Source organism: Vibrio sagamiensis NBRC 104589 (assembly GCF_007990935.1).
GTDB classification, from domain to species: Bacteria; Pseudomonadota; Gammaproteobacteria; order Enterobacterales; family Vibrionaceae; genus Vibrio; species Vibrio sagamiensis.
In genome coordinates, this window is the sequence record NZ_BJXJ01000043.1 from 1 (window position 1) to 22,314 (window position 22,314).

Genomic DNA, 22,314 nt, shown 5'->3' on the forward strand with positions numbered 1-22,314 from the left:
TAATTACTCACTGATAGTAGACGTCGGTAACGGTTGTTAACAAACTTTAGTTTGATGTTTGCATAGCTATGCATAATCTATTCGATGTGGCTTGTTGCAAAAACTGAGGATGTTTATGAGGAGCCAATCTTAGCACCTCCTTTCATGCGTAAACTCCTAGGATATTCAAAAGTTCATTGGGAAAAGTATATCTCTCCTGCTTTCATATTCTAACTAGCTGATGTCGATAGCTCAGAACTTCCACTTTTCGTGTTAGCGATAATGAAGCTCATTAGTCTCAATTTAAAAGTTTTCGATAGGTTTCCCAATACCAAACAAAATGAATAAAGAAATGCCTCACCTTGTCGTTCATTATCTTTCATTACTTTGTGAAGTATGAATCAAATTAATTAAAAACATATGCTTATGATAAGATTTGTTGAATGATGCGTGATAAGCTCAAGCTACATTTTTGATGTTAATAGGTCTCTGTATCTTGGAGAAGTGAATGCGACAACACATACTTATCACGCTAGCTACGAAGAAACCTTTTTCAGAACAGCCAGAAATGCCAGAAGGTGCATCTTATGATTTCTCCAGAGGTTATTGGTTTAAATCAGATGAGATTTTGGTCTCTTACCATTCTGAATTTGGAACTATGGTTTCAAAAAAATGTGACATCGAAACAGGTGAGGATCTGAAAGGGGAATGAAAGAGTATATATTAATCTTATCTAGCATTTATGATTTTTCAGTCGATTTAGTTATTCAGCGCTTAGAAAGCTCAAACGAAAGTTATGTTAGAATTAACAAAGAGCATTTTAGCCTTTATGAAATATCATTAGACCCAGTTAATGCCATATTATCTGTTAGGGGTAATGGTGTCGACATTTGTACGTCGAATATTAAAGCAGTTTGGTACCGCCAGCCAGTTTTTCTGCGTAATACTCCTGGTAAATTGATTGACATTAACGAACAATTATCAAAGTCTCAATGGAACGCTTTTCTTAGAGGCTTAATGGTTTTCGATAATGCATTTTGGATGAATTGGCCTCAGTCAACTTACGCAGCCGAGTCGAAACCATACCAGTTAATGATGGCGAGAAAAGTTGGGTTTTCAGTTCCAAAAACAGTCGTTAGTAACAGTTTAGGGTTTAAAGAGCTAGGATGTGAAAAATTCATTGTTAAGTCATTGGATACTGTTTTACTGAGAGAAAATGATGATTGCTACTTTACATATACATCCAATGTTTCAGTAAATGATTTAACTATAGAACAAACTAAATCAGCGCCTATTACTTTTCAAGAATATGTCGATGATAAGTTAGATATCAGGGTGACAGTTATACAGGAAAAAGTATTTGCAGTATCAATTACACGTTCTGGTAAGCCTATCGAAGAAGATTGGAGAGTCACAGAGAAAGAATATCTAGAATACAATGATATCGTACTTCCCAATCACGTTAGTTCGTTATGTGTAGACTATGTTAAATCTCTTGGATTAAGCTTTGGCTCTATTGATTTTATTAAGTCTAGAGGTGAATTTGTTTTTATTGAAGTAAACCCTACTGGAGAATGGGGATGGCTATCGAACGAAGGCAGACAAATTGATAAAGAAATTGCAAAAAGTCTCACCATGGCTAAAAACTAGTGCATTACGTATTATTGAAGAATTGTTCCCATTTATTTACTTCTACTATACTAATGGAAGTAAGCTTAATAGAGTAAATGACCTCAGCTTTACTGATATTGAGAGCTACTCAAAATTGCAAGACTCTAAAATCGAAGAGAGACTCAAAGATGAACATGATAGAGCTTTGGCAATTGACGATAAAACTTCAAAGTTCACTTTAGGGCTTAGTGTTTCATTAAGTATAATTAGTGCGTCAGCAAGTAGTGTGGTTAAAATTCTCCCTGAAAGTCAGTTCAACGAAATAATTTCATTCCTTTTTGGTGTTTCATCCTTGTATATGCTTTCTGGTGGATTGATTGCATTAGGTGCCTTGAAAACGTTGCCTAAATATGGCTATGGGACAGCTTTTGAAATTAGCAAGTGCACTCATGTATTAATCAGATCTTTACTTAGTCAAGAGAAGGTTAATGAGATAAGGTATGTGAGAAATGAACTTGCTTTTATATCATTGAGAAACGGGTTCTTGATAATATTCATTGCACTGCTATTGTGCATCGTAGTTCTTTTCCAGCAAATTTGTATCTGTAGACAAGGTTGGGTTACAGGTTTACAGTGCAGTGGTTTAGGTTAGGTAGTTAGCCTTGCTCACTACTTATTAACGTTGAGTTATAAGTCAAAGGTAAATATGGATTATCTATTAGAAGAGAATAATATATCAGTCGCACATGACACTGTATTGCCGGGAGGTCACTTTGTTAAAGCTGGTAGCAAAATAACCATAGTTTCCTCTCAAGGAGAATATAATGGCTACAAAATGCGAGTACCGCCACCAGAGTTTGAAGCGTTAATGCTTTTCAATGCATTGGATGCCGCATTTAAAGCAATGCAGATGAAAAAAGTTATTTTGACTCAGCGCTCCAGTTTTGATGAAATAATTGAAATAGACACTAGTGAAGAGAACATGCAAAAGTTTTTTGCTATGTGTCAGCAAGCAATGGCTGCGATAACATTCTCAATTAGTGCTATTGAATCATGGGTTAATAAATCATTTATTCTACATGGTAAATACGATGGAAAGCCTATTCAATTACTCCTAGAAGTTCCAAATAAGAAACCGCGTGAGGTTTCTTCTGACAAGATAGCTTCCGATCGATATATTCCGATAAGATCTAAGTTGTTTCAATTAGCACCTCAGATATTCGATGTCCCACCGCTTAAAGAACATAGTTCTTTAAAAATTGCAGTATCAGAGCTAGTGGAAGAACGAAACATCGTGATGCATATGCAATCTAGCCTAACTATCAATAGCTTGGAGCTTGACCGAGTTAGCTATGCTGTAAAGCTGTATAAGGTTAGTGCTTTTCATGGACCTAAACAAATTCTCAACTACCTCAACTATATCTATGAAAAATCCGCCTTGCCCACGCCTTTATGGCTAAATGTCGCTAATCGTAAGTTAAAAGCTTATCACAAGAAGTTGAAATGACTTATAACAAATAAAACAAACTGTTTAAGCGTAATTCGCAACGCTTGGCATTTTCAACTTGGTAAGTGGTAAACTTGAGTGTATTGCCAACCAATGTGTTGGGTGTTATTTTCCATACTTCAATCAATCCGTTAAACGCTAATCTACCAATACATGTAAAATGGGGTTATCCAAAAGTGTTTCAGTGAAGCTTTTACTCTATTGACGTTTTTCCCTAAGTGTGCATAATAACCATATTGCAAAACCTCGCCCACTCGGCGGGGTTTTTTCGTTTCTAGCGTTTAATACTTATGAGCACCCATTTCCATTATGAAAGTTGGGTGCTTTTTTGTGGGACTCATATGCAAGATAAACTCAGTTCATTCTTTTCATATCTCACTAGCGCCTTACTGGCTCTGACAGGGGCATTCAGTATCCAAGATTGGGCAGCGGTGATTGGCGTGGTGATGGTGTTTGTCACTTACTTCACCAATCGCAGCATTAAACTCAAATTGCTTGAAGAAATTCGCAAGCAACGAATTTCGGAAGAGCTCTGTGAAAAAATTAATCAATAAAGCCGTCTGTTCTGTTGGGGTTATACTGTCCGTCGTCTTTAGCCTTACCCCGAACATGCAAACCAGCCAACTAGGCCTTGCACATATTGCAAACCTTGAAGGGTGCCGAACGAAGGCGTATCAATGCAGCGCCAATGTTTGGACCAATGGCCTTGGCCACACAACGGGCGTAAAGCAAGGCGATGTGGTTGATGAGGCGCAGATAGCACACAACTTTATCGCCGATGTTCAAAGCGCAGAAAAGGTCGTAAATCGTTACCTAAACGGTAATGTGACTCAAGCACAGTTCGATGTCCTAGTAAGCTTTGTGTTCAACCTTGGTTCTAACAACTTCAAACGCTCTACCATGCTTAAGCTGTTCAACCAAAACCAACCATTAAAAGCGTGCCTAGAGTTTTCACGTTGGGTTTATGTTAACGGTAAAAATTGCAAAGACCCTGATAGTCAATGTTCAGGGTTGGTGAAACGCCGTGAAATAGAAAAGCAAGCTTGTTTGAATGGCTGGTAGAGGATGGGCTTATGAACTTCTCTTACAAAACAGCTTTTTTGGTGGGGGTGGTTGTGCTGCTGCTCGGCAGCTTAGCGGCGTCAGCTTACTTGCTTGAGCTCACCAAACTTCAAGCCAAGCAATACGGTGAGCTGCAAGGCCAGTTTAAAGACTCACTGAGCAAAAATAAATCCCTATCTATTGCGGTTAAAACCCTCAGTGATGAAGTCCGGCAGGCACAGCGGGCTGCTGATGCGTTCCTACGAGTCAAGGTCGATCGAAATAGGGTAACGATTCAGGCCGTGAACCAAATCAAAGAGGTACTGAACCATGAACAATGCGCAGATGTGCCTATACCTGATGCTGCTCAGTGGCTGTACTACCACTGAGGTGGTGACCGAGTATAAGGCCCGCTTAGTGCTTCCTCCGGCAGTTTATCTTACTTCTTGCCAGCAACCTTTTACCACGCCGCCGCACACCTACGGTGAGGCAGTCGAGCGCGACCCAATATGGTTAGAAGCTTGGCGCAATTGCGCTGACCAAATTGAGCACTTACGTAATTTTTATGGTTACGACAGTGCGCTACCTAATACGGGCAAATAACACTTACTACTTGGGTGGTCGTCCACCGTTATCCGTTGTTGCCCGTAACCCAATTTTTACTGGGGTGCACAAGCGTGGGTTCCTCGCTGTCTTTCCTGTTAGCCATGAGCATATTCAGCTTCTGCTGATACTCCTTATGTGTTCGCGCAGGATTAGAATCAAAAAGGAACAAGCAGAGTTCGAAAGAATTACATTAATTAGCAACGTCAGCTTAATGCGAAAAAGGGCGTGACACTCGGAGAGACGAGTTTTATTGATGAGGGCTTTCAATGAACAATGAAAAACGACTTTGGAATTTAACCGAGTTGGAAGCGTTCGACTATCACCGTTCCACGATCCGTAAAAAGCTGAAATCCGCCGGCATTGAGCCTGTTGCGTTTAAAGGGCAAACCCCACTATATGACGTGGTTCAGGTGACGCCGTACTTATGCAAAGCGCCATTAAAAGAGAGCGATGCCCCTGATTTGATGGGATTTAAAACCGCTGCAGAGCTCAGAGCTTACGTGCAATCTGAACGGGAAAAGCTCGCGCTGCAAAAAGACTCGAGCGAGTGCATTTCTAAAGAAGACTATGAGAATGAAATTGCCATTTGTATCTCTGGCGTGAAGGGCTTTAAAGACAAGGTGATCACGCGGATTGAATCGGCAATCCCGACGGCGACAACACAGCAACTCGAAGCACTAGAAAGTTTACTTAATTTTGATTTAAAGGCGGTGTCGGATGGGCTTGAACAACTTTGATTCACGCCTTGGGGTTCAATACGCGGACGCAGCTAAGATACGACGTGAATTGGCTTATCTGTGCGCACCAACTGATAAGACTCCAATAGAAGCCGCTGATGAGGATTTGTGGATATCAGACGGCACCGATGTCACCAAGTTTTTGTCTTCGTTAGTGCCGTATATGAAAGAGCCAATGAACTGTTTGGCGAGGCGCATTTATGAAGCTGTGATTGTGGTTGGTCCGGCACGTTCAGGAAAGACTAAGGCGTTGGTTGAAGGATGGATTAATTACGCTGTCACGCAAGCCCCTGGCGATATGCTACTGATTTACAGCACCAAAACCAAAGCAACCGATATGTCTAAGGCGGATTTAGACCGCTGCTTTTCATCAACGCCAGGCATTGCGCGTCTCAGAACGGGGCGAAAGTCCGACGATAACATCACCTCTAAGAAGTTTAAGAACGGAATGAATCTTAAGCTAGATTCGGCCACAGAAACCAGCTTGTCGGCTTCGACGTATCGCTATGCGGGCGCGACGGACTACGACAGGGCAGATGATGGCGTGGGGCAAGAGGGCTCGAAGTTTGAGTTGATGTTGATGCGCGTTCAAAATGCCAAGTCTTCAGGTATGGTGATGGCCGAGAGTTCACCTGGTCGTATTGTTCGCCACCCTAAACCTGAAGAAGAGTTACTCCCTCACGAGGCGCAACCTTGTGGAGGCATTGCCTCGTTGTATAACCAAGGTGACCGACGCCGTTTTTATTGGTCATGCGACGATTGCCACGCCTACTTTAGGCCAGAATTCGAAACGCTTAAATGGGACGAAAAAGACGATCCTTTGCTGGCTTCCCAAACGGCGTATGTGGCTTGCCCAAGGTGTGGCCACCGAATTGAAGAAGTAGAAAAACACGCCAAGAACTTAAGCGGGCAGTGGTTTCGTGAAGGGGCGGTGGACCAGTACGGCGAGTTAGTGGAAGACGAGGTAGAGGTACGCACCACCAAATGGGCCACGTTTTGGTTTGAGGGCGTGATAGCAGCATACAGCAGTTGGCAAAACTTGGTGTATCGCTATCTCAATGCTGAAGCCATTTATCAAGACAGCGGTGATGAAGATGCGTTGATTTCGTTTATCAATACCCGCATGGGGCGCTCTTATATTCTGCAGTCCCAAGGGCAAGATATTGGTGCTCATGAGCTGATGGAAAAGGCCAAAGGTAACCCGTATTTGCGCAGTGTCGTGCCTGTTGGTGGCCGCTTCTTGATCATGAATATCGATGTTCAAGGGGGGAAGTCCAACGCACGCTTTGTGGTGCAAGCACAGGTATTTGGCGAAGGGCTGCAACGTTGGATCATCGACCGGTTTGAAATCCTCACCACGCCACACCGTAATGGTGACCGTATTAATCCGGCCATTTACGCTGAAGATTGGGATCTGCTTATCGAGCAGGTGATCAAGAAAACGTACCCCGTTGCCGATGGCAGCGGGCGAGTGATGAAACCAGTATTAACCCTGTGTGACTCGGGCGGCTCGTCGGCGGAAAAGGATGGTAAGAAAACCTCAGTGACCGATTTCGCTTACCAGTTTTATAACCGGCTTAAATCTAAAGGCCTGTCCCATTTGTTTCGCCTGGTGAAAGGGGCCAGCAATAAGGATATGGATTCCCTTATCAAAGAGTCATACCCCGACAAGCGCAGCAAACTGGCACACGGTGAAATTCCCTTACTGCTGCTGCACACCAACCGTCTTAAAAATCGTGTGGTGGCCAGCTACTCCCGTGAGGAATTTGGTTCTCGGTATTTTCATTTACCTTCGTGGGCGCAAAGAGAGTGGTTCGATGAACTGACGGCGGAATTCATTGATGAAAAAGGCCAATGGATCTGCCCTGAGAAGACGCGCAATGAGAGCTTTGATTTATGTGCCTATGCCGAAGCGGGCATGCACTTTCTTGGTGGTGATGATATCCACTGGGAAAGCCCGCCACCTTGGGCGTCGGAATGGCAGATAAACCCGAATGTGGTTGATGCTGATTTGCAGCCTGTCTTCGAGCGCAAGCCTAAAAAACGTTACAACCACTCAAGAGGTATTTTCGGATGAGTTTAGTCATACCCACCAATCAAGACCGTTTGCAGTGGTACCTACAAGCTGAGCAAAAGATCTTACAGCAACAGACGGTGAGAACGGCGCAAGGGGAAGAGTTGACCTTGGCCAGTTTAGCGACGGTGCGCAGAGAGATAGAGCGTTTGCAGCGACTTATCGCGTCAGAGGCACAAGGTGGGCGGCGTTCCATGATACGGAGAAATTATCTTGAGTAGCCCCAACTTGTTAGACAAGCTTATCGCCGTATTCAACCCGCGCAAAGGGCTAGAACGCGCCTATGACCGACGGCTTTTAAACAAATACAACGCCGCACTCCCACGAAACCCGCACACCAAAAAGACCAACAAGCAATCCAAAGGCGATGCCAACGCGTTAAACAAGGGCGCGAAAGCCGTGTATCAGCGAGCAAGGCATATGGATGAGAACAACCCGTTTGTCACCGCTATTTTGGATGAGCTCTGCGCCAATGTTATTGGCCCAAACGGCATCATGGTCGAGCCTCAACCTTTAAACAACAAAGGTGAGGTCCATGTTGAATGCGCTCAGGCGATCATGACATGGTGGGAGAACTTCTCGTTAAAGCAAAACATCGATGCAGAACATTCTAGAGCTGAAACCGAGTGGCTTGCGGGTCGCACCTGGTTTCGTGATGGCGAGGTATTTTGCCGCATGTTCATGGGTAGGCACAAGGATTTGAGTTACCCAACCGACACGCCCTTTGCAGTGCAGCCGTTTGAGCCTGATTTTATCCCTGAAGATATCACCGAGGTCGATGGAGGATTGTTCGAGGGCATCAAGCGCAATCAACTAGGGCAGGCCATCAGCTATTTAATTCAAAGAGATGCCAGAGGTATTGAATTTGTTGATGTCGATGCGCAGTTTGTTTGCCATTTGAAGTTTACCCGCCGTTTTCATCAAAACCGCGGCATTTCCTTGTTACATTCGGTGTTAGATTTGGTCGACGACATTGAAGATTATGATCAGTCTGAACGCATCAGCGCTCAAATAGCGAGCCGCTTTGCCTATTACATCAAACGAGACCCGACCTTAAATTCAAATGCGACAGATGCGTTCGATCGCGGCGGTGACTTGTTCTTAGGGATGGGAAATTCATTTGAGCTTGCGCCTGGTGAAGATGCCGGTGTGGTGGAGAATAACCGAAAAGACACCATGAGCAGTCCTTTTCGTAATGCTCAGTTGCGATTGGCCAGCGGGGGCGCTGGGGTGAATAACTCCAGCGTGACTCGAGATTACAGCAACGGCAGTTACTCTGCACAGCGGCAAGAGTTAATCGATTCATTCAGTCGTTATCGAGTACTGCAGCGCAAATTCGTTTTAGGTTGGACCCGTCCACAGTATCGGCATGCGTTGCAAATGGCGATGCTTGCTGGCGAGGTCAAGATCCCAAAAGATGTTGACCGAGCGACCCTCTTGAATGCGATTTATCAAGCGCCTGTGATGCCATGGATTGATCCAGGAAAAGAAATGGTAGGTGTGGAAAAAGGCACCCGTTTAGGGCTGTATTCACTGAGCCATGCGCAGCGTGAAAGAAACATCAATCCTTTATCAACTCGCCGTGAAATTCAATCGGAGCGAGAACAAATGAACGATATGCACATCGTGAGCACGTCCGATCCTGCTCATGCGACAAAGCTCAACAATCAAAGAGAAGAGACAAACCATGCCAAAGCCAAATAAAAGCTGGTACACGCTCAAAAATGAAGCCGATGTGATCAAGATCTGGGTGCATGGTGACATCAGCGCTTACGACATTGATGCAACTGAAATCATTGCCGCGCTGCAAGTTGCCGATGGTAAAGAGGTCGAATTACGCATGTTAAGTGGCGGTGGCAGTGTCTATCAAGGCTTAGCCATGTACAATGCCTTAAAGGCCCACAAAGGCAAGGTGGTTGGCATCGTTGATGGCATGGCCGCAAGCATTGCGACTTATGTCTTGCTGGCCTGTGATTCTATCCGCATGCCTGAAAATGCCATGTTGATGATCCACAACCCATCCATTGGTGCGTGGGGCGGCGAGAAAGAAATCAACTCAGCGCTGCAGCAGCTGCAAGCGGCCACCAAAACCATCTCTGAAGCCTACGTGGAGAAATCCGGCCAACCGCTTGAAGATGTTCTCACCGCGATGGAGAGCGAAACCTGGTTTACCGCGCAAGCCGCGAAAGATTGGGGACTAGTAGACGAAGTGGTGGAGGCGGTCGATTTGAGTAATACGTTACAGCGTTTCGATGAGTCCGATTTCAAGAACTTTAAACAAACACCAAATGAGCTAATCAACTCGCTAAAGCACCAACCAAACGAACCAACACCTTTGGCGGCTTCTGCTCAGCCAAAAGATCCTCAAATCAATAACACCAAGCAGGTAAGCGACATGCCGAACCCAAATGAAGACATCCAAAATGCCGTGAAAGCGGAGAATCAACGCCAAGCGGATATTCGTGCACTGTGCGCTCAGCATAAAGTGAGCGAAGTGCTCACTAATGAAATGCTTATCGACTTGTCGTGTTCCGTGGGGCAAGCGTCCACCAAGATTTTAGAAAGTATTGGTCGCCAATCGGCGTCAGGCCAGCAAGAGCCTGAAGCGAACTTAAACGCCACACACATGCGAGCTGGCAACGGCAACCATGTGAAGGATGAGCTGCAAAATGCCCTGAACGCACGTTGTGGCGTGGCCGATTTAGAAAAAGATAATTCGTTTGGTCATGAGTCACTGCTGAACATGGCGCGTGCTTGTCTCGATGTGAATGCCCGAAGCGCTATTACCAAAAATGAGCTGGTTAACCGAGCGTTTAACTCGGGGGATTTTGGCGACATCATCACCGAAGGCATTCGCACTGTGATGCGCGATGAGGCGCAAGCGCGTGCTCCAATGTGGCGAGAGCTGGCGAACGTGGAGAATTTAACGGACTTTCGTGAAACTGAGCTTGTGATGGTGAATGATGCACCGGACTTGATGAAAGTGTCGGAAGATGGCGAATATAAAGCGGCGATCTTAAAAGGCAGCGGTGAGCGTATTCAGCTTGCGACGTTTGGCCGCGAAATCCAGTTCACTCGCCACGCCATCATTAATGATGAGATTGGCTTGGTGGCGAAGGTACCACGTAAGTTCATGCAGTCTGGGTATCGTCTGTCCGATAAGTTGATGTTTAACGCTATCCTCGCCGGAAAGATGGCCGATGGTGACGATGTGTTTAAAGCAGGCAAAGACAAAAGCTGGGGTAATCTCATCAGAGGTATTCCAAAAGGCGATTACGCGGCGATGATCATGGCACTGCATAAGGTGTTTGCAACGGCAACCACCATTCCGCTAGATGGTGAAGCGGGTAAGGGTGATGCATTGGACTTACGCGGTGAGATTTTGCTTGCGAGCCCAGACCACGCCTCGATGTTTGAAGCGGTATTAAACACGGCAAGCAAACCCGATGTCTTTAATCCAGCTTATAAGAAGTTTGGCAAGGTGATTGAGACCGCGCGCGTAGGCGATGTGAATGGCGCATTGGCATTAACCGGTAAAGATTTTGATACCGTCGTGATGGGCTTTTTGGATGGTCAGCAAGAGCCGTGGCTAGAAACGGGCGACGGCTGGAGCAGTGACGGCGCTAAGTTCCGCATTACTTACGACTTGATGTCGAAGGTACTCGATCGTCGTGGTATTGCTCTAGCGAGCTTTGCCTAAGATCTGTGAAATTTGACTAACAGGGTGAGCATGGCTTGCCCTTTTTTAATGGTGACAATATGCGTTTAAGCGATGGAAAAAAGATTGTAGCGCCCGTGCCAGCGGGTGGTTTTATTAAGGATGTGCCGTGTTTGCTTGGTGCTTTATTAGTGGTACCCAACTTTACTGCCAAAGCCGGTGATACCGCGGTGTGTTATACACAAGGTCATTTTGATGGCCCAATCAAAGCGGGCGATAGCGTGAGCTTTACCTCTGAAGTGGCGTACTTTAAAGACGGCGAATTTACCAAGACACAACCCACCGAATCAGGGGATGTGTCTCAGCCTGTTGGGGTATTCATCGAAGATGGTGTGCTGCTGACGGGGAACCTCATCACTGAGTTTGTTAATGACTGAGTTTGAATCGGCTCAGGGGCTTATTCGTCAATCGATACAACGCTGTTTTGGCCGTGCCATGGTGGTGGTGACGCCACAAGGGCAAGAGATTGAAGTGATTGGCTACATTCGAAGTTATGAGAAGGGCGTCAATCAAGTCCATTTGCTCGCGACAGATTCGGAGCTTCCTGAGTGCTGCACGCTGCTTTATCGCGATAAGCACTATAAGTTGGTGTTTGATGCCGCCGTGAAAAGCCCCAGATCGACAAGCCAGCTCATGAGAGAGTATGTAATGGTATTAGATACCCGAGGGACGAAGCATCAATGGTCTGAATTCTAGTCGTTCCCAGTTACTTTTAGATACTGATTTTATTCGTCGCTATGAAGCGTTTGAAGAAGAAATTCCGAAAGCGGTACTTCGAGCGGCTTCGCTGACCTCTAGATGGTTACGAGGGGTATCGATGGCCGAGCTTGGTTACGAGCTGAGTATCGATAACAAAGCCCTACGTTCACGATTTCGCGTGTACAAAAATGGTCGAGTATCGAAGCTGTGGATTGGTATACGCGATATTGGCGTTCACCGATTAGGAAAGCCGATTCAGAACCGTTTGGGAGTTAGAGTGGGTGAGCACTTCTTTGCTGGCGCCTTTATCTCTCCGATGGACAGCGATCAGCTTTTGGTGTGGCGAAGGCGTGGCAAAACAAGAACCGTCATTGAAAGAGTAGAAATCGACATTGCGGATGATGTGGACTCGATTGTTGAAAATTACTTGCCGGATATTAATCGTAAATTTGAGGCGTTTTTTCATCGTGAATTCAAACATGTTCTTTCGCTCGCCGCGTGAGTGGGTATTACTGGTGGTTAGCCACTTAGAGCATCGGCTTTCAATCAAGATAGAAACGGTGTATCGGCGACAAGTGATTGAGTTGGCCAGCACCACCATAAGTTATCACATCGGAGAAGCTGAGCCGGTGAACGAGTATGCCAACGACGGGCGACATCTTCATGAGATTGAGTTGCGCTTCTTGGTAGAAGTGCCTTTGTCCATGGATGGTTTTGATTTAGAAGCACTGGACGCTTCAACCCGTCTAGAGCGTGAATTACTTAACGAGCGCTTTGGCGTATCAAGTGACTTGGAAGGGATAATAGTAGTGTCGAATTTGCCCAGTAAGTTTGATCCACAAAACGGTGTGTTTGCTCGCACCGTCACCATGAAACAGCGCATTCGATTAGGACCAGTAGAACAGAGCTGGCAATGCATAGAGGGGAGCGCTAACCATGCTAGTCAAACTGATGAAACATGTGAGTGCGTTGGAAAAGAAGGTTCTTGAGCTACATGAAGAGCTAGAAGAGAACAATCGGACTTCTGCAAACCTCATTCGTTTGGGATTTGTGGTGAAAGCTGAAAAAACCACCGTAGATATTCAGACTGGGGATAATCTGGTAAAGCGTATCCCTTTTTTTGTGCTGGCTTCAGGACGAGTCAGCCAGTATCGGCGACCTTCCGTCAATGAGCAGTGTTTACTCATCAATCTTGGCAGCGGTGACAGTTTGAGCAATGCCGTTGCGTTAATGGGATTACCGTCGACTCAGTTCCCATGCCCAACCATCGAAGAGAACGAGGTAATGACGCACTATGGAAACGGTATGTCAGAGCGATATAACCTCGATGACGGCTCGGTGGTTTGTCATTATCCTGGGGGTGTAAAGATTTACGGTGATACTTGGCAAGACGGCAGCTATCAAGCAACGGGTGACATCACCGACCATACGCGCTCGATGCAAGCGGATCGGGAGATATACAACGAGCACGAACACCCTGGTGTGGTACCTGGTCCAGCGAAAACCAAACCAACGGAGGAGCAGCAATGATGGGTATTGATCCCCAATCAGGCAAAGCCGTTTCGGGTGCGAGCGCAATAAATTGCCGCTTTGCAAAGGTGCTGACAACGGCGATCCACTCCCGAGTAAAGCGTCGAGGTGTTGGCAATCGAGCGGTCTCACGTCTTGGTAAGCAGCAAACCCCAACCGAAGCCATGATCGTTCAAAACCTGACGCTCGAGGCCTTATCGAATCCATTAAATGGCTTAACGGATTATCAAGGCATTCAGTGCCGAGCTATCCCACATTTGAATGGTTTTAGAGTCAAAGTCTCGGGAACCTGGCGAGGTGAACCTTTGCAGTTAAGCGGGGTGTTATGAGCGATAGACCACAGGCTTTCAGTGAGCCTAAATTTGAAACCCTGCTCAGTGAGTACATTGAATATGCGGTGGAGTATTGCGCCCAGCGAGACGAAGACAAAGCAAAACACTTACGCGAGGCGTTTAATAATCAGGGTGAACTTCTTGCTCAGGTAACGCAGGCGTTTGTTTTAAAGCGAACCGCTGAAATTCGAGAGCAAAATCACCAAGCACTGCAGATGTTTCGTAAATACGTGACCGATACTGAAATGGTGGATTTACTCGCGCTGCAATACAGCTTGAAGCGTCAAGTTATCGAAGTGGGGGATGATTCTGTATTCCCCGCCAAGCCTGCAGTAATGGAGTCGAATGAAAGCTTGCTACAGCGGTTTGATTTAGCACCTTTTCAGTTTCACACCACCGGCACTCGGCTTGGGTACCGCTTTCATGCCATGACGTTAGAAGAGCGGCCAACCATCACGGTCAGCTCTGAAAAAGACGGCTTAGTGATGCGTTATGAGTTTCCTGAAACGGCTTTGCCCAACCCAATTAAAGATGCTCAGGCGCGAATGCTCGAGCCTCATTCTGGCAAGGTGTGCGTTGCGCTGCTTAGCCGCATATCTACAGACGGTGTGCCTAGCCCAGCTTTGCTGGAAAGAGCGGAGCAGTATTTAAACCGTGATGATATCGCGCAGGAGTCAGATGAGGTCACGGTTAAAGCGGTCACGCCGAAGCCTTACCGCATTGAAGTGACACTCTCTACAGGGGCAGACCCAAACAATGAAGTCGACAACGAGTCGGCAGTTGCGGTGGCTTGGCAGTTTGCCGAGAAAGTGCAAAGACTTGGCAGTATCGTAGACCGAGAAGAGGTGGCCCATATCTTTTATGAACTCGGCGCGAAACGAGCCAAGGTGCAAGCGCCGGTGGCTGATGTGGTTTGCGCTTGGGATGAAGCACCTTATTGCACGGAGGTGGTGGTGAATGTCCGATCTGAATGAGGCGTTTATCTCGGTCCAACCGAATAATGCGTCTTTGATTGAAGAGGCGTTGGAGTATGGCTGGACTGAATTGATTCAATCGACTTCTTGTCCGTATCCCAATCTCAAACAGCCTTTGCTCACTGACCGCGCTTTTGTGGCTTTGCTCGCTGGCGAGCGCGGCGTGAGAGATTGGCAACCCAAAGACACGTTAGATAGCCAGCGTAAAACCGTCGATAGGGCATTTGAAATTCACCGAAAAGCGGGCACGCGGTTTGGTTTGTCGGTTGCCCTGGACGCGATTGATTGCGATGTTGAGGTAACGCCCTGGCATCAAATGCAACCACGCCAAGCGCCGTATCATATTGAGTGCATTGCGTGGCAACGCAAGACGCCGATAGATAAATTAGCCGCACATCGAGTCTTAAGCCGGATTGAAAATACCAAATCGGAGCGCGATACCATTGATTTGGTCATGGCGCTTGGCACTGATTCTGGATTGGAGTTTTCTGGTGCTAGCTATCAAGTACTGTGTGTTGATGAATCAATGACAGGCACGATACGCGATGTTTCACCTGGCTTTGCTCTCTTGTACTGGGGCGCAGCCACCCGCTTAATTTTTTCCACTGATGTTGAATTTGGAGCAGTCGCATGAGTTATGTCGTGCAATACACAGACGCGGGCCTTGCCGAGCTTATCAGCACTCGCAACCAAGGGCTCAAAGGGGCAATCAAATACATTGCCGTTGGCGACAGAAGCTACACGCCAACCTCAGCCCAAACCGCATTGAAAAATGAACTGCAGCGGGAGGTTATCGCTGATTGGGAAGAACTCAGCTCCACGCAATTGCGAATGGGGGCGGTATTTAGAGGCACCAAAGAATATGAGGTTCGTGAAGTGGGATTCTTTTTAGAGTCCGGCACTTTACTGGCGGTATATTCCGCCCCGAATACCTTACTGACTTACAAGTCGGCGAACTCGAGCTGGTTACAAAAATTCACGTTGGATGTGTCGCCATTGCCAAGCGGTAGCGTGACTATTGACGTTGGTACCGAGAACATGAATTTATTAATGTCTGAAGAGATGCTGAATGCTGCCATCGCCACGATTTCTTTAGGCACAACACAAATCAAAATTGCGCATCAGCAGTTGTTGCTCAGTGAGCGATTAAGAACGGAGTTGGGTTAATGAGTATTGAACAAAAAATCACGGAGTTACAAAAAACGTCCGCAGAGCAGACCGCCGCTTCCCATGGCTTGTCCCAAGAAGTGGCGGGGAAGATGGGCGAGATTGACCAAAGAGTAAAAGTTGGAATTGAAAATATAGAAAGACATTTCACGAATATTGATGGTATGTCATTTAAGCGGATAAGGATTTCTTGGTCATATCCGCCGAGTGGCTCTGGAGGGACATATGCTGTCAACGCTGAAGAAGGCTCACGGTCTGCAGCAATACTTCTTTTTCCAAATGATACTGGGAATTTGACCGCGTTAAAGCATGTATCAGGTTCCATTATTCTTTCAAGAGGTGGAACGGGAAATAATGGTTACGTAGGATTTGGAGATTTCATTGCCCATCGAGGATATGCTCATTTTACCGGTGTCATGAATAATTCATTTGGAAGTTTTGAACCCTTCATTACCAATAAGTTTATACATGAAGATAAAGAATGGGTGGCATTGATTTTGAAGCCCAGAAGTACAGGCGGTGGACCAACTGATGGAATTTGGTTTGACGTAAAGTATCGGTTTCATCACCCTAAGGATGGTGAACAAATGTTTAAAATCATCAACCCAGTGGATGAACGTCTTTATAACGATGTTTTTAGTTCGTCTACCTAAAAAGGAAAGGATTAATGAAAAAAGTGATTCAATCTTTTTACTATGATGCCGTACCCGCTCAAGATCGAGATGAACTCATCAATGAAGCTTGGTTACACATTCGTAATGTCAGAGACCATCTAATCCAAATGACGGATTTTACTCAGATGAATGATGCCCCAATCACACGAGAAAAGAAGCTGGCATTTGCGAGTTACCGCCAAGCATTACGAGACTTACCTCAAAACTTTACTAACCCCAATGATGTCGTTTGGCCAGAAAAGCCAACCTCCTAAACCGCCGCTTAATCAGGTGGTTTTTTTATATTCAAATTACGCCTTTCACAGCGATGTGAAGGGCTTTTTTATTGGAGCTAAGTACGGTGAATAAACCCAAACCGAAAACACTAGAATACCCGATCATCGAGGCGTTTCGACTCAATGGTCGTTGGGTGTACCCAAGTGAAAAAACCATTCACCTTTTGCCTGTGCAAACCGCTTTCCTGATCCAAAACGGGAAAATAGGACCAGCTATTGAAGCCAAGGTGTCGTCTAAATCCACGCAGCGAGAGGATAAATAATGCTCACGCCAATCCAAGATTTTGAGCTCAACGGAGTACAAGTTAACACCATTGAGCCACAACCAAGCATGGGACCACTTGCGCTGCAGGTGGTGCATTTAACCGGTACCGCGCCAAACAAGAGCGCCAGTTTGAGTTACAACGAGCCCACTCGCTTATGGAATTACAGCCATGCGATGTTATCGCTTGATAGCGATGGGACCAGACAAGGCACCTTACCCAATGTGGTTCGCTACTTACTTGAGTACGTAAAGTGTATTGTGTACGTCACGATTGTGGAAGCCACGGCCAACGCCGCTCAAACAGAAGCCAACATTATTGGCACAGTGAACAGCGCAACGGGTGCCATCACTGGCCTTGAAACTGTAAAAGCGTGCGCAGAGACGCCGACTATTATTGCTGCTCCTGGCTTTAACTCAAAAGGCGTCGGTCAAAAACTTGCGCTTATCGGGCGTGACGTTCGTTGTCGTCCTGTGCTCGATGGACCGAATATCAATGATATGGCAGCGGCAGAGTTTGCGGCTGAATTTGGCTCAGAAGGAACCGGGCAAGACAAGCTTGCGATCATCGACCCTTGGTTTTTGAAAACCTACGACGGCGTGCAATCGCTTATGCCAGCTTCCATTGCTTTAGTGGCGGCCATGGCCTCGGTTGAAGGGTGGGAAAGCCCGCAAAATCGCGGCGTGCTTTGCGATGAAACCGCTCGTAATGTGTCATACAAAATCAATGACAAAAACACGCAAGCCAATTTTCTAAATAAGCATGGTGTGGTCACCATAGCTCGCACACGAATGGGGGGCGTGTCTATCATTGGTAACCGCTCGAATACGGGCCGCTTTCTCTCTCATGTTGGATTGGAAGATTTAATGACGCGTAAGCTAGAGGAAACCAGTCAACCACTAATGGGCAAACAGCTTACTGAAGAGTTTATGGGGCAAGTTGTCGATCGCCTTACAAACTGGGGCCAAAACCTCGTCGCACAAGGCGTGATACCTGTCTTTAAAGCATTTCTGCACCCAAGTAAAAACAACCTGGAAAACTATACCTCTGGGCGTTGGTACTTGTGTGTTAATTATGGCCGCTATGCGCCGAACGAGCACATGGTGTATGAAATGAGCGTGGATAACGGCCTTATCGAAACGTGGTTAGAAGAGGTGATTAATGGCTGATCGTATTCGCATGCGGATAGCGGCGCAGGTTGAATCTGTGCCAATGATGAACGAGATCGTCGAGTTCACTCCGGTGGATATTAAGACAAAGACGGTGTCGAACGAGGGCTCTTTTGTTCAGTCTGAGGATGTGGTGGGCCTTGAGCCACTTAAGTGGACGCTTAAAGTGCGTGGCGACCATAAAAAGATCCAAAACTCGCTGGGCCGTTTCTTTATGGATAACGCTCAGGTGAATGTCACAGAGAAAGGAAAAGACACAGATCAGGTTCAGTACGTGGAAGTGTATTCCATGTATGGGCCGATCACCAATATCAAGAAAGACACAGTCAAGATGGGCGAGAAACCCACCGTTACCATCGAAGGTACTTGCAAGGCTTACAAGCTGAGCGACACTGGTGTGGTCGTGCACGACATCAATGTCGATACAGGTAAAACCATCGTTGGCGGTACCGATCTCATGGGGATAGCGGGGATACGTTAACCCTTAACTCAATCCGTATTTTGCCTCCAATTAAGGAGGCATTTTTTTGGAAAAATTCATGAAAAACCTAAGTAAGCTGGCGTTCTTCGCCCGTGAAAGCGTTGCCCTTAATACCATCACCGTCACCGATTTTCGCAAGCTTCCACATATTGAAGCCGAGCAAGAGCTGACGGCCAAGCAGCTCTTTGTACAACGCAAAGCGGTGATCATGGCCTGCAGTGATTTGAAGCCCGAGGAATTTGAGACCCTAGCCGTACCAGACTTTAATCAATTGTATGAAGACATTTGTGATTTGATCTTAAAGCCATCCGACGAGCTACATGGCGATGTCCTAGATGGCAAGTCAGGCTGCTTTGATTTACTGCATCCTTTTGAAAATGAAGTCGGTGAAAAAATCACCCGTATCACGTTTACTATTCCAAAGGTGGCGCACTCAGAAGCCCTAGCCGAACTGACAGAAGATAAAGATCGCGAGAACTTTATGTTTGAGGTGATCACGGGTCTACAAACGTCCGATCTCAACTTCCTCTCTATTAACGATTACCTGGCGTTAAAGCCGCAGGTGGGCGCTTTTTTTCAGCAATCGGCGGCGTACTTTCGCCCAATGACGTCGAAAACCTAATAGACCTTATTCCCATGCACCGAAATACCTCTGAATCTGAACTAAGGCGATGGCCACAAGATGTTGCGGTGCGTCGATATGAGCTCATTTTGTCCAAACTTGGGGTAAATAATGTCTGAGAAAATCAACCTCATTCTCAATACGGCTGTACACGGTTTAGAGCAGATTGTTTCAACCACAACCGCCACTGAGCGTCTTACCTCGGCATTAGAGCAGCAGCGCGGTGAGGTGATATCGCTCAACACTAAGCTCAAACAGATAAACGGGTTTGAGGCGGCGAAAAGAAGCGCAGGGAAACTGGCTGGGCAACTTAATACGGCGAAAGCCAATGTTGAGAAACTGGGGCGCGAACTCGAGGAAAATAAGCAGCGCTCATCGGGTCTTAGGGTCGAATACAGCAAAACCCAATCTGAGATCAGGAAACTCAATTCTCAGATGAAAAAGGCCTCGGGTGAGGGCGCGGTTGAATTAAAAAACCGCCTTAATGAAGCGCAAAAGCGACTGGATTCTTTCAATGATGAAATTCTTCAAGGCAAGGTCAGGACCAATGAGCTTAACGTGGCTTATAAGTCGGCGAGTAAGCGCGTCACCCAACTAACGGACAAGCAATCTAAGCAAAGCGACAAGCTCAAACGTTTAGGCTCGGCATTAAAGGCTTCGGGGATACAGACCTCGCGGTTAAGTGATGAGCAACGAAAACTGGAAGCGCAGGCCGATAAAGCCACCACGGCAATAGCGAGACAGAATCGCCACTTGAAAGAGATGAAATCAATTCAGTCAAGAATTGATAGCCGCGATGCCAAGTTGGGTGAGATTGGTGGACAAGCAGCGTCACTCACCATGGCGGCAGCGCCTATTGCGGCCTCGGTGTGGTCGGCGGTGAAGAACGAGAGCTCGTTCGCTGATGTGAAAAAAGTCGTGGATATGACGCCAGAAGAAGCCAGCTCGATGCGCAGCTGGGCTTTGAAAACGTCAACACAAACCCCGATGAATGCGAATGACATTAATGCGATGTTGGCAGCGGGTGGCCAAAGTGGCATTAAGGACCAAACCGAGCTTAAACAGTTTGTGTTGGATTCGGCGAAAATGGGCGTCGCTTTTGATATGGAAGCAGACCAAGCCGGTGAGACGCTTGCTGTGTTTAAAGCGGCGTTAGGATTAGATCAAAACGGGGCGATGGGCCTTGCTGGTCTCGCCAACCACCTATCGAACAACTCGAATGCAAAAGGCAAAGATATTGCCGGTGTGATGGCTCGCCAGGGAGCGTCGGCCAAAATGGCGGGGTTCTCCGTCCAAGAGGCCGCTGCGCTTTCGGCGTCGATGCTCTCTGCAGGTATGGGCGAAGAGCGCTCGGCAACCGCACTTAAGAATATTTCCGGTCGCTTAACCCTTGGCGGCGCAGCAACCAGAGCGCAGAAAACCGCGTTATCAACCATCGACTTTGACTCCGTCAGTCTCGCTTCATCCATGCAAGACGACGCCTCGGGTACCTTACTACAAGTGCTTGAAGCGATAAAAGATGCTCCATTAGAAGAGCAAAGCGTACTCATCACTCAAATCTTTGGTGAGGAAGCGAAAGGAGCGGTGGCGTCACTGGCAGGTAACACGGATCTGTTTCGCAACACACTCACGTTGGCAAAGCAAGGACAAGATATCCATATTCAGTCATTACAAGACGAATATGAAGCGAGGGTAAACACCAGTCAAAATGGCATTTCTCAATTCATCAATAAAGTGAACCGCTTGAGCGTTGTCATTGGCAGCGCACTTTTACCTGCGCTCAATTGGGTGCTCGAGCCACTGGGTGATGGCATCACTTTGTTAGCGGATTTTGCTGAAGCGAACCAGGGCGTGACTGCTGCAGTGGGTATTGGCGTTACTGGATTGATCGCATTAAAAGGCGCGATGTTAGCCGGCAAAGCCGCTTCGCTTATCTTTGGTAACAAGTTGGATAAAGGGCGCTTTTTTCGAAAAGGCTTAAACCGCGAAACACAACAAAGTGGTCGCGCTGCGGCGTTCGCAGCCAAACAACTGAGTCGATTGAATCAAACCATGATGAACATGGGATCTGGTAATGGGCGAGATCGCGGTGCAGGTGGTCGCGGCCGTGGTCATGGGCCAAGTGGTCGACGGTCAAGAATGCCTCCGGCCAGATTGCGAACACGAAATCCATTAGCGCGAGCCTACAACGTAGCCAGCACCATGATAACTTCCAACAACGGGGCATTGCCCTTGGCACTAGGCGGAGGTGCGTTGGCCATGACACCTGCAATCGCAATGGCGCAAGACGGCATCGGATTGGCTGGCGATATCGCACAAGGCGCAGGCAAGTTAGGAGTCGGTAAGTTGCTCCGGCCATTAGATATGGCAATCAGTGCCGGTAATATCGCAACTGCAGTGACTAAAGGTGATACCAAAACGGCGATGACCGAAGGTGGTGGTTTGCTCGGTAGCATGGGCGGCGCTGCGCTTGGGGCAAGTATTGGCACCATGATCTTCCCTGGTGTGGGCACTGTGATTGGTGGTCTTGCAGGTTCGCTGATTGGCGATCTCGGCGGCGAAATGCTCGGCGGATGGTTTGGCGACAAGTTAGACGCGACTGATGACAAGATTATGGCATCAGAAACCGTCTCTCAAAAGTTGGTCGAGAAAGAGAAAATCGACGCCCGCGTAACACCTAACGTCACATTCAAAACGGATGTGGCCATTCAAGCTACACCAGGCATGGACGAACAACAAATTGCGGCACAAGTCAGTGCTCAAATTGAACAACAAATGAAGGCCCAATATGAGGTTTTTACTGGGCTTACCATCGATGATTCCATCAGCGTATCAGCGATTGATAGGGGGTAAAA

General features: G+C 46.8%; 29 protein-coding genes. All 29 read left to right on the forward strand.

Annotation, left to right across the window (positions count from 1 at the left end):
• The first annotated feature begins 487 nt into the window (after positions 1-487).
• The 29 genes from VSA01S_RS16540 to VSA01S_RS16680 all read left to right on the forward strand — a co-directional run bounded on the left by VSA01S_RS16540 (position 488) and on the right by VSA01S_RS16680 (position 22,312).
• On the forward strand, positions 488-691 hold the full coding sequence (locus tag VSA01S_RS16540) for a hypothetical protein (RefSeq protein WP_039979867.1): 204 nt from the start codon (positions 488-490) through the stop codon (positions 689-691).
• A complete protein-coding gene (locus VSA01S_RS16545) occupies positions 688-1,629 on the forward strand; it encodes an MvdC/MvdD family ATP grasp protein (protein WP_039979869.1) in 942 nt (313 codons plus the stop codon). Before VSA01S_RS16540 ends, VSA01S_RS16545 begins: the two co-directional genes overlap by 4 nt.
• A complete protein-coding gene (locus VSA01S_RS16550; protein WP_039979871.1) occupies positions 1,586-2,242 on the forward strand; it encodes a hypothetical protein in 657 nt (218 codons plus the stop codon). The genes VSA01S_RS16545 and VSA01S_RS16550 overlap by 44 nt, the downstream gene beginning before the upstream one ends.
• 54 nt (positions 2,243-2,296) lie before the next feature.
• On the forward strand, positions 2,297-3,097 hold the full coding sequence (locus VSA01S_RS16555; protein WP_039979872.1) for a hypothetical protein: 801 nt from the start codon (positions 2,297-2,299) through the stop codon (positions 3,095-3,097).
• A 341-nt stretch (positions 3,098-3,438) separates the two neighbouring features.
• Positions 3,439-3,651 (forward strand): HP1 family phage holin, encoded by a 213-nt coding sequence (locus tag VSA01S_RS16560; RefSeq protein ID WP_039979902.1) that lies wholly within the window; start codon positions 3,439-3,441, stop codon positions 3,649-3,651.
• Positions 3,632-4,159, forward strand: a complete 528-nt coding sequence (locus VSA01S_RS16565; protein ID WP_039979873.1) for a lysozyme — start codon at positions 3,632-3,634, stop codon at positions 4,157-4,159. Before VSA01S_RS16560 ends, VSA01S_RS16565 begins: the two co-directional genes overlap by 20 nt.
• 11 nt (positions 4,160-4,170) lie before the next feature.
• A complete protein-coding gene (locus tag VSA01S_RS16570; protein ID WP_039979874.1) occupies positions 4,171-4,527 on the forward strand; it encodes a hypothetical protein in 357 nt (118 codons plus the stop codon).
• 4 nt (positions 4,528-4,531) lie between these two features.
• Complete coding sequence (lysC, locus tag VSA01S_RS16575; RefSeq protein ID WP_227739601.1) at positions 4,532-4,741, forward strand: Rz1-like lysis system protein LysC; 210 nt, start codon at positions 4,532-4,534, stop codon at positions 4,739-4,741.
• Positions 4,742-5,010: 269 nt separating this feature from the next.
• A complete protein-coding gene (locus tag VSA01S_RS16580) occupies positions 5,011-5,481 on the forward strand; it encodes a DUF1441 family protein (RefSeq protein WP_039979876.1) in 471 nt (156 codons plus the stop codon).
• The gene (locus VSA01S_RS16585) at positions 5,462-7,558 is read left to right on the forward strand and encodes a terminase gpA endonuclease subunit (RefSeq protein WP_039979877.1); all 2,097 of its coding nucleotides are present in this window, start codon (positions 5,462-5,464) and stop codon (positions 7,556-7,558) included. Before VSA01S_RS16580 ends, VSA01S_RS16585 begins: the two co-directional genes overlap by 20 nt.
• The gene (locus VSA01S_RS16590) at positions 7,555-7,776 is read left to right on the forward strand and encodes a DUF6148 family protein (RefSeq protein WP_039979878.1); all 222 of its coding nucleotides are present in this window, start codon (positions 7,555-7,557) and stop codon (positions 7,774-7,776) included. The genes VSA01S_RS16585 and VSA01S_RS16590 overlap by 4 nt, the downstream gene beginning before the upstream one ends.
• Positions 7,769-9,259 (forward strand): phage portal protein, encoded by a 1,491-nt coding sequence (locus VSA01S_RS16595; RefSeq protein ID WP_039979879.1) that lies wholly within the window; start codon positions 7,769-7,771, stop codon positions 9,257-9,259. The genes VSA01S_RS16590 and VSA01S_RS16595 overlap by 8 nt, the downstream gene beginning before the upstream one ends.
• Complete coding sequence (locus VSA01S_RS16600; RefSeq protein WP_039979880.1) at positions 9,243-11,255, forward strand: ClpP-like prohead protease/major capsid protein fusion protein; 2,013 nt, start codon at positions 9,243-9,245, stop codon at positions 11,253-11,255. Before VSA01S_RS16595 ends, VSA01S_RS16600 begins: the two co-directional genes overlap by 17 nt.
• Before the next feature lie 59 nt (positions 11,256-11,314).
• The gene (locus tag VSA01S_RS16605) at positions 11,315-11,650 is read left to right on the forward strand and encodes a capsid cement protein (protein WP_039979882.1); all 336 of its coding nucleotides are present in this window, start codon (positions 11,315-11,317) and stop codon (positions 11,648-11,650) included.
• Positions 11,643-11,969 (forward strand): hypothetical protein, encoded by a 327-nt coding sequence (locus VSA01S_RS16610; RefSeq protein WP_039979883.1) that lies wholly within the window; start codon positions 11,643-11,645, stop codon positions 11,967-11,969. The genes VSA01S_RS16605 and VSA01S_RS16610 overlap by 8 nt, the downstream gene beginning before the upstream one ends.
• On the forward strand, positions 11,950-12,474 hold the full coding sequence (locus VSA01S_RS16615) for a hypothetical protein (RefSeq protein WP_039979884.1): 525 nt from the start codon (positions 11,950-11,952) through the stop codon (positions 12,472-12,474). Before VSA01S_RS16610 ends, VSA01S_RS16615 begins: the two co-directional genes overlap by 20 nt.
• A 10-nt stretch (positions 12,475-12,484) precedes the next feature.
• Positions 12,485-12,961, forward strand: a complete 477-nt coding sequence (locus tag VSA01S_RS16620) for a hypothetical protein (protein WP_039979903.1) — start codon at positions 12,485-12,487, stop codon at positions 12,959-12,961.
• The gene (locus tag VSA01S_RS16625; RefSeq protein WP_227739603.1) at positions 12,909-13,502 is read left to right on the forward strand and encodes a baseplate assembly protein; all 594 of its coding nucleotides are present in this window, start codon (positions 12,909-12,911) and stop codon (positions 13,500-13,502) included. The genes VSA01S_RS16620 and VSA01S_RS16625 overlap by 53 nt, the downstream gene beginning before the upstream one ends.
• Complete coding sequence (locus VSA01S_RS16630) at positions 13,499-13,831, forward strand: phage baseplate protein (protein WP_039979885.1); 333 nt, start codon at positions 13,499-13,501, stop codon at positions 13,829-13,831. Before VSA01S_RS16625 ends, VSA01S_RS16630 begins: the two co-directional genes overlap by 4 nt.
• Positions 13,828-14,808: a baseplate J/gp47 family protein gene (locus tag VSA01S_RS16635; RefSeq protein ID WP_039979886.1), complete on the forward strand. Its 981-nt coding sequence runs from the start codon at positions 13,828-13,830 to the stop codon at positions 14,806-14,808. The genes VSA01S_RS16630 and VSA01S_RS16635 overlap by 4 nt, the downstream gene beginning before the upstream one ends.
• Entirely contained in the window at positions 14,792-15,442 is a 651-nt protein-coding gene (locus tag VSA01S_RS16640; protein WP_039979887.1) for a phage tail protein I, read from the forward strand. The genes VSA01S_RS16635 and VSA01S_RS16640 overlap by 17 nt, the downstream gene beginning before the upstream one ends.
• An 8-nt stretch (positions 15,443-15,450) precedes the next feature.
• Positions 15,451-15,975, forward strand: coding sequence for a phage tail-collar fiber domain-containing protein (locus VSA01S_RS16645; RefSeq protein ID WP_244949879.1), 525 nt, complete (start codon positions 15,451-15,453; stop codon positions 15,973-15,975).
• Complete coding sequence (locus VSA01S_RS16650; RefSeq protein ID WP_039979889.1) at positions 15,975-16,628, forward strand: hypothetical protein; 654 nt, start codon at positions 15,975-15,977, stop codon at positions 16,626-16,628. The genes VSA01S_RS16645 and VSA01S_RS16650 overlap by 1 nt, the downstream gene beginning before the upstream one ends.
• Positions 16,629-16,642: 14 nt before the next feature.
• Entirely contained in the window at positions 16,643-16,903 is a 261-nt protein-coding gene (locus tag VSA01S_RS20365) for a tail fiber assembly protein (protein ID WP_083932212.1), read from the forward strand.
• A 71-nt stretch (positions 16,904-16,974) separates the two neighbouring features.
• Positions 16,975-17,187, forward strand: coding sequence for a hypothetical protein (locus VSA01S_RS16660; protein ID WP_227739604.1), 213 nt, complete (start codon positions 16,975-16,977; stop codon positions 17,185-17,187).
• Positions 17,187-18,356: a phage tail sheath protein gene (locus VSA01S_RS16665; RefSeq protein WP_039979891.1), complete on the forward strand. Its 1,170-nt coding sequence runs from the start codon at positions 17,187-17,189 to the stop codon at positions 18,354-18,356. Before VSA01S_RS16660 ends, VSA01S_RS16665 begins: the two co-directional genes overlap by 1 nt.
• Positions 18,349-18,837 (forward strand): phage major tail tube protein, encoded by a 489-nt coding sequence (locus VSA01S_RS16670; protein ID WP_039979892.1) that lies wholly within the window; start codon positions 18,349-18,351, stop codon positions 18,835-18,837. Before VSA01S_RS16665 ends, VSA01S_RS16670 begins: the two co-directional genes overlap by 8 nt.
• 46 nt (positions 18,838-18,883) lie before the next feature.
• Entirely contained in the window at positions 18,884-19,459 is a 576-nt protein-coding gene (locus VSA01S_RS16675; protein WP_371860808.1) for a phage tail assembly protein, read from the forward strand.
• 762 nt (positions 19,460-20,221) lie between these two features.
• A complete protein-coding gene (locus VSA01S_RS16680; protein ID WP_227739605.1) occupies positions 20,222-22,312 on the forward strand; it encodes a phage tail tape measure protein in 2,091 nt (696 codons plus the stop codon).
• The last annotated feature ends 2 nt before the right edge of the window (positions 22,313-22,314 follow it).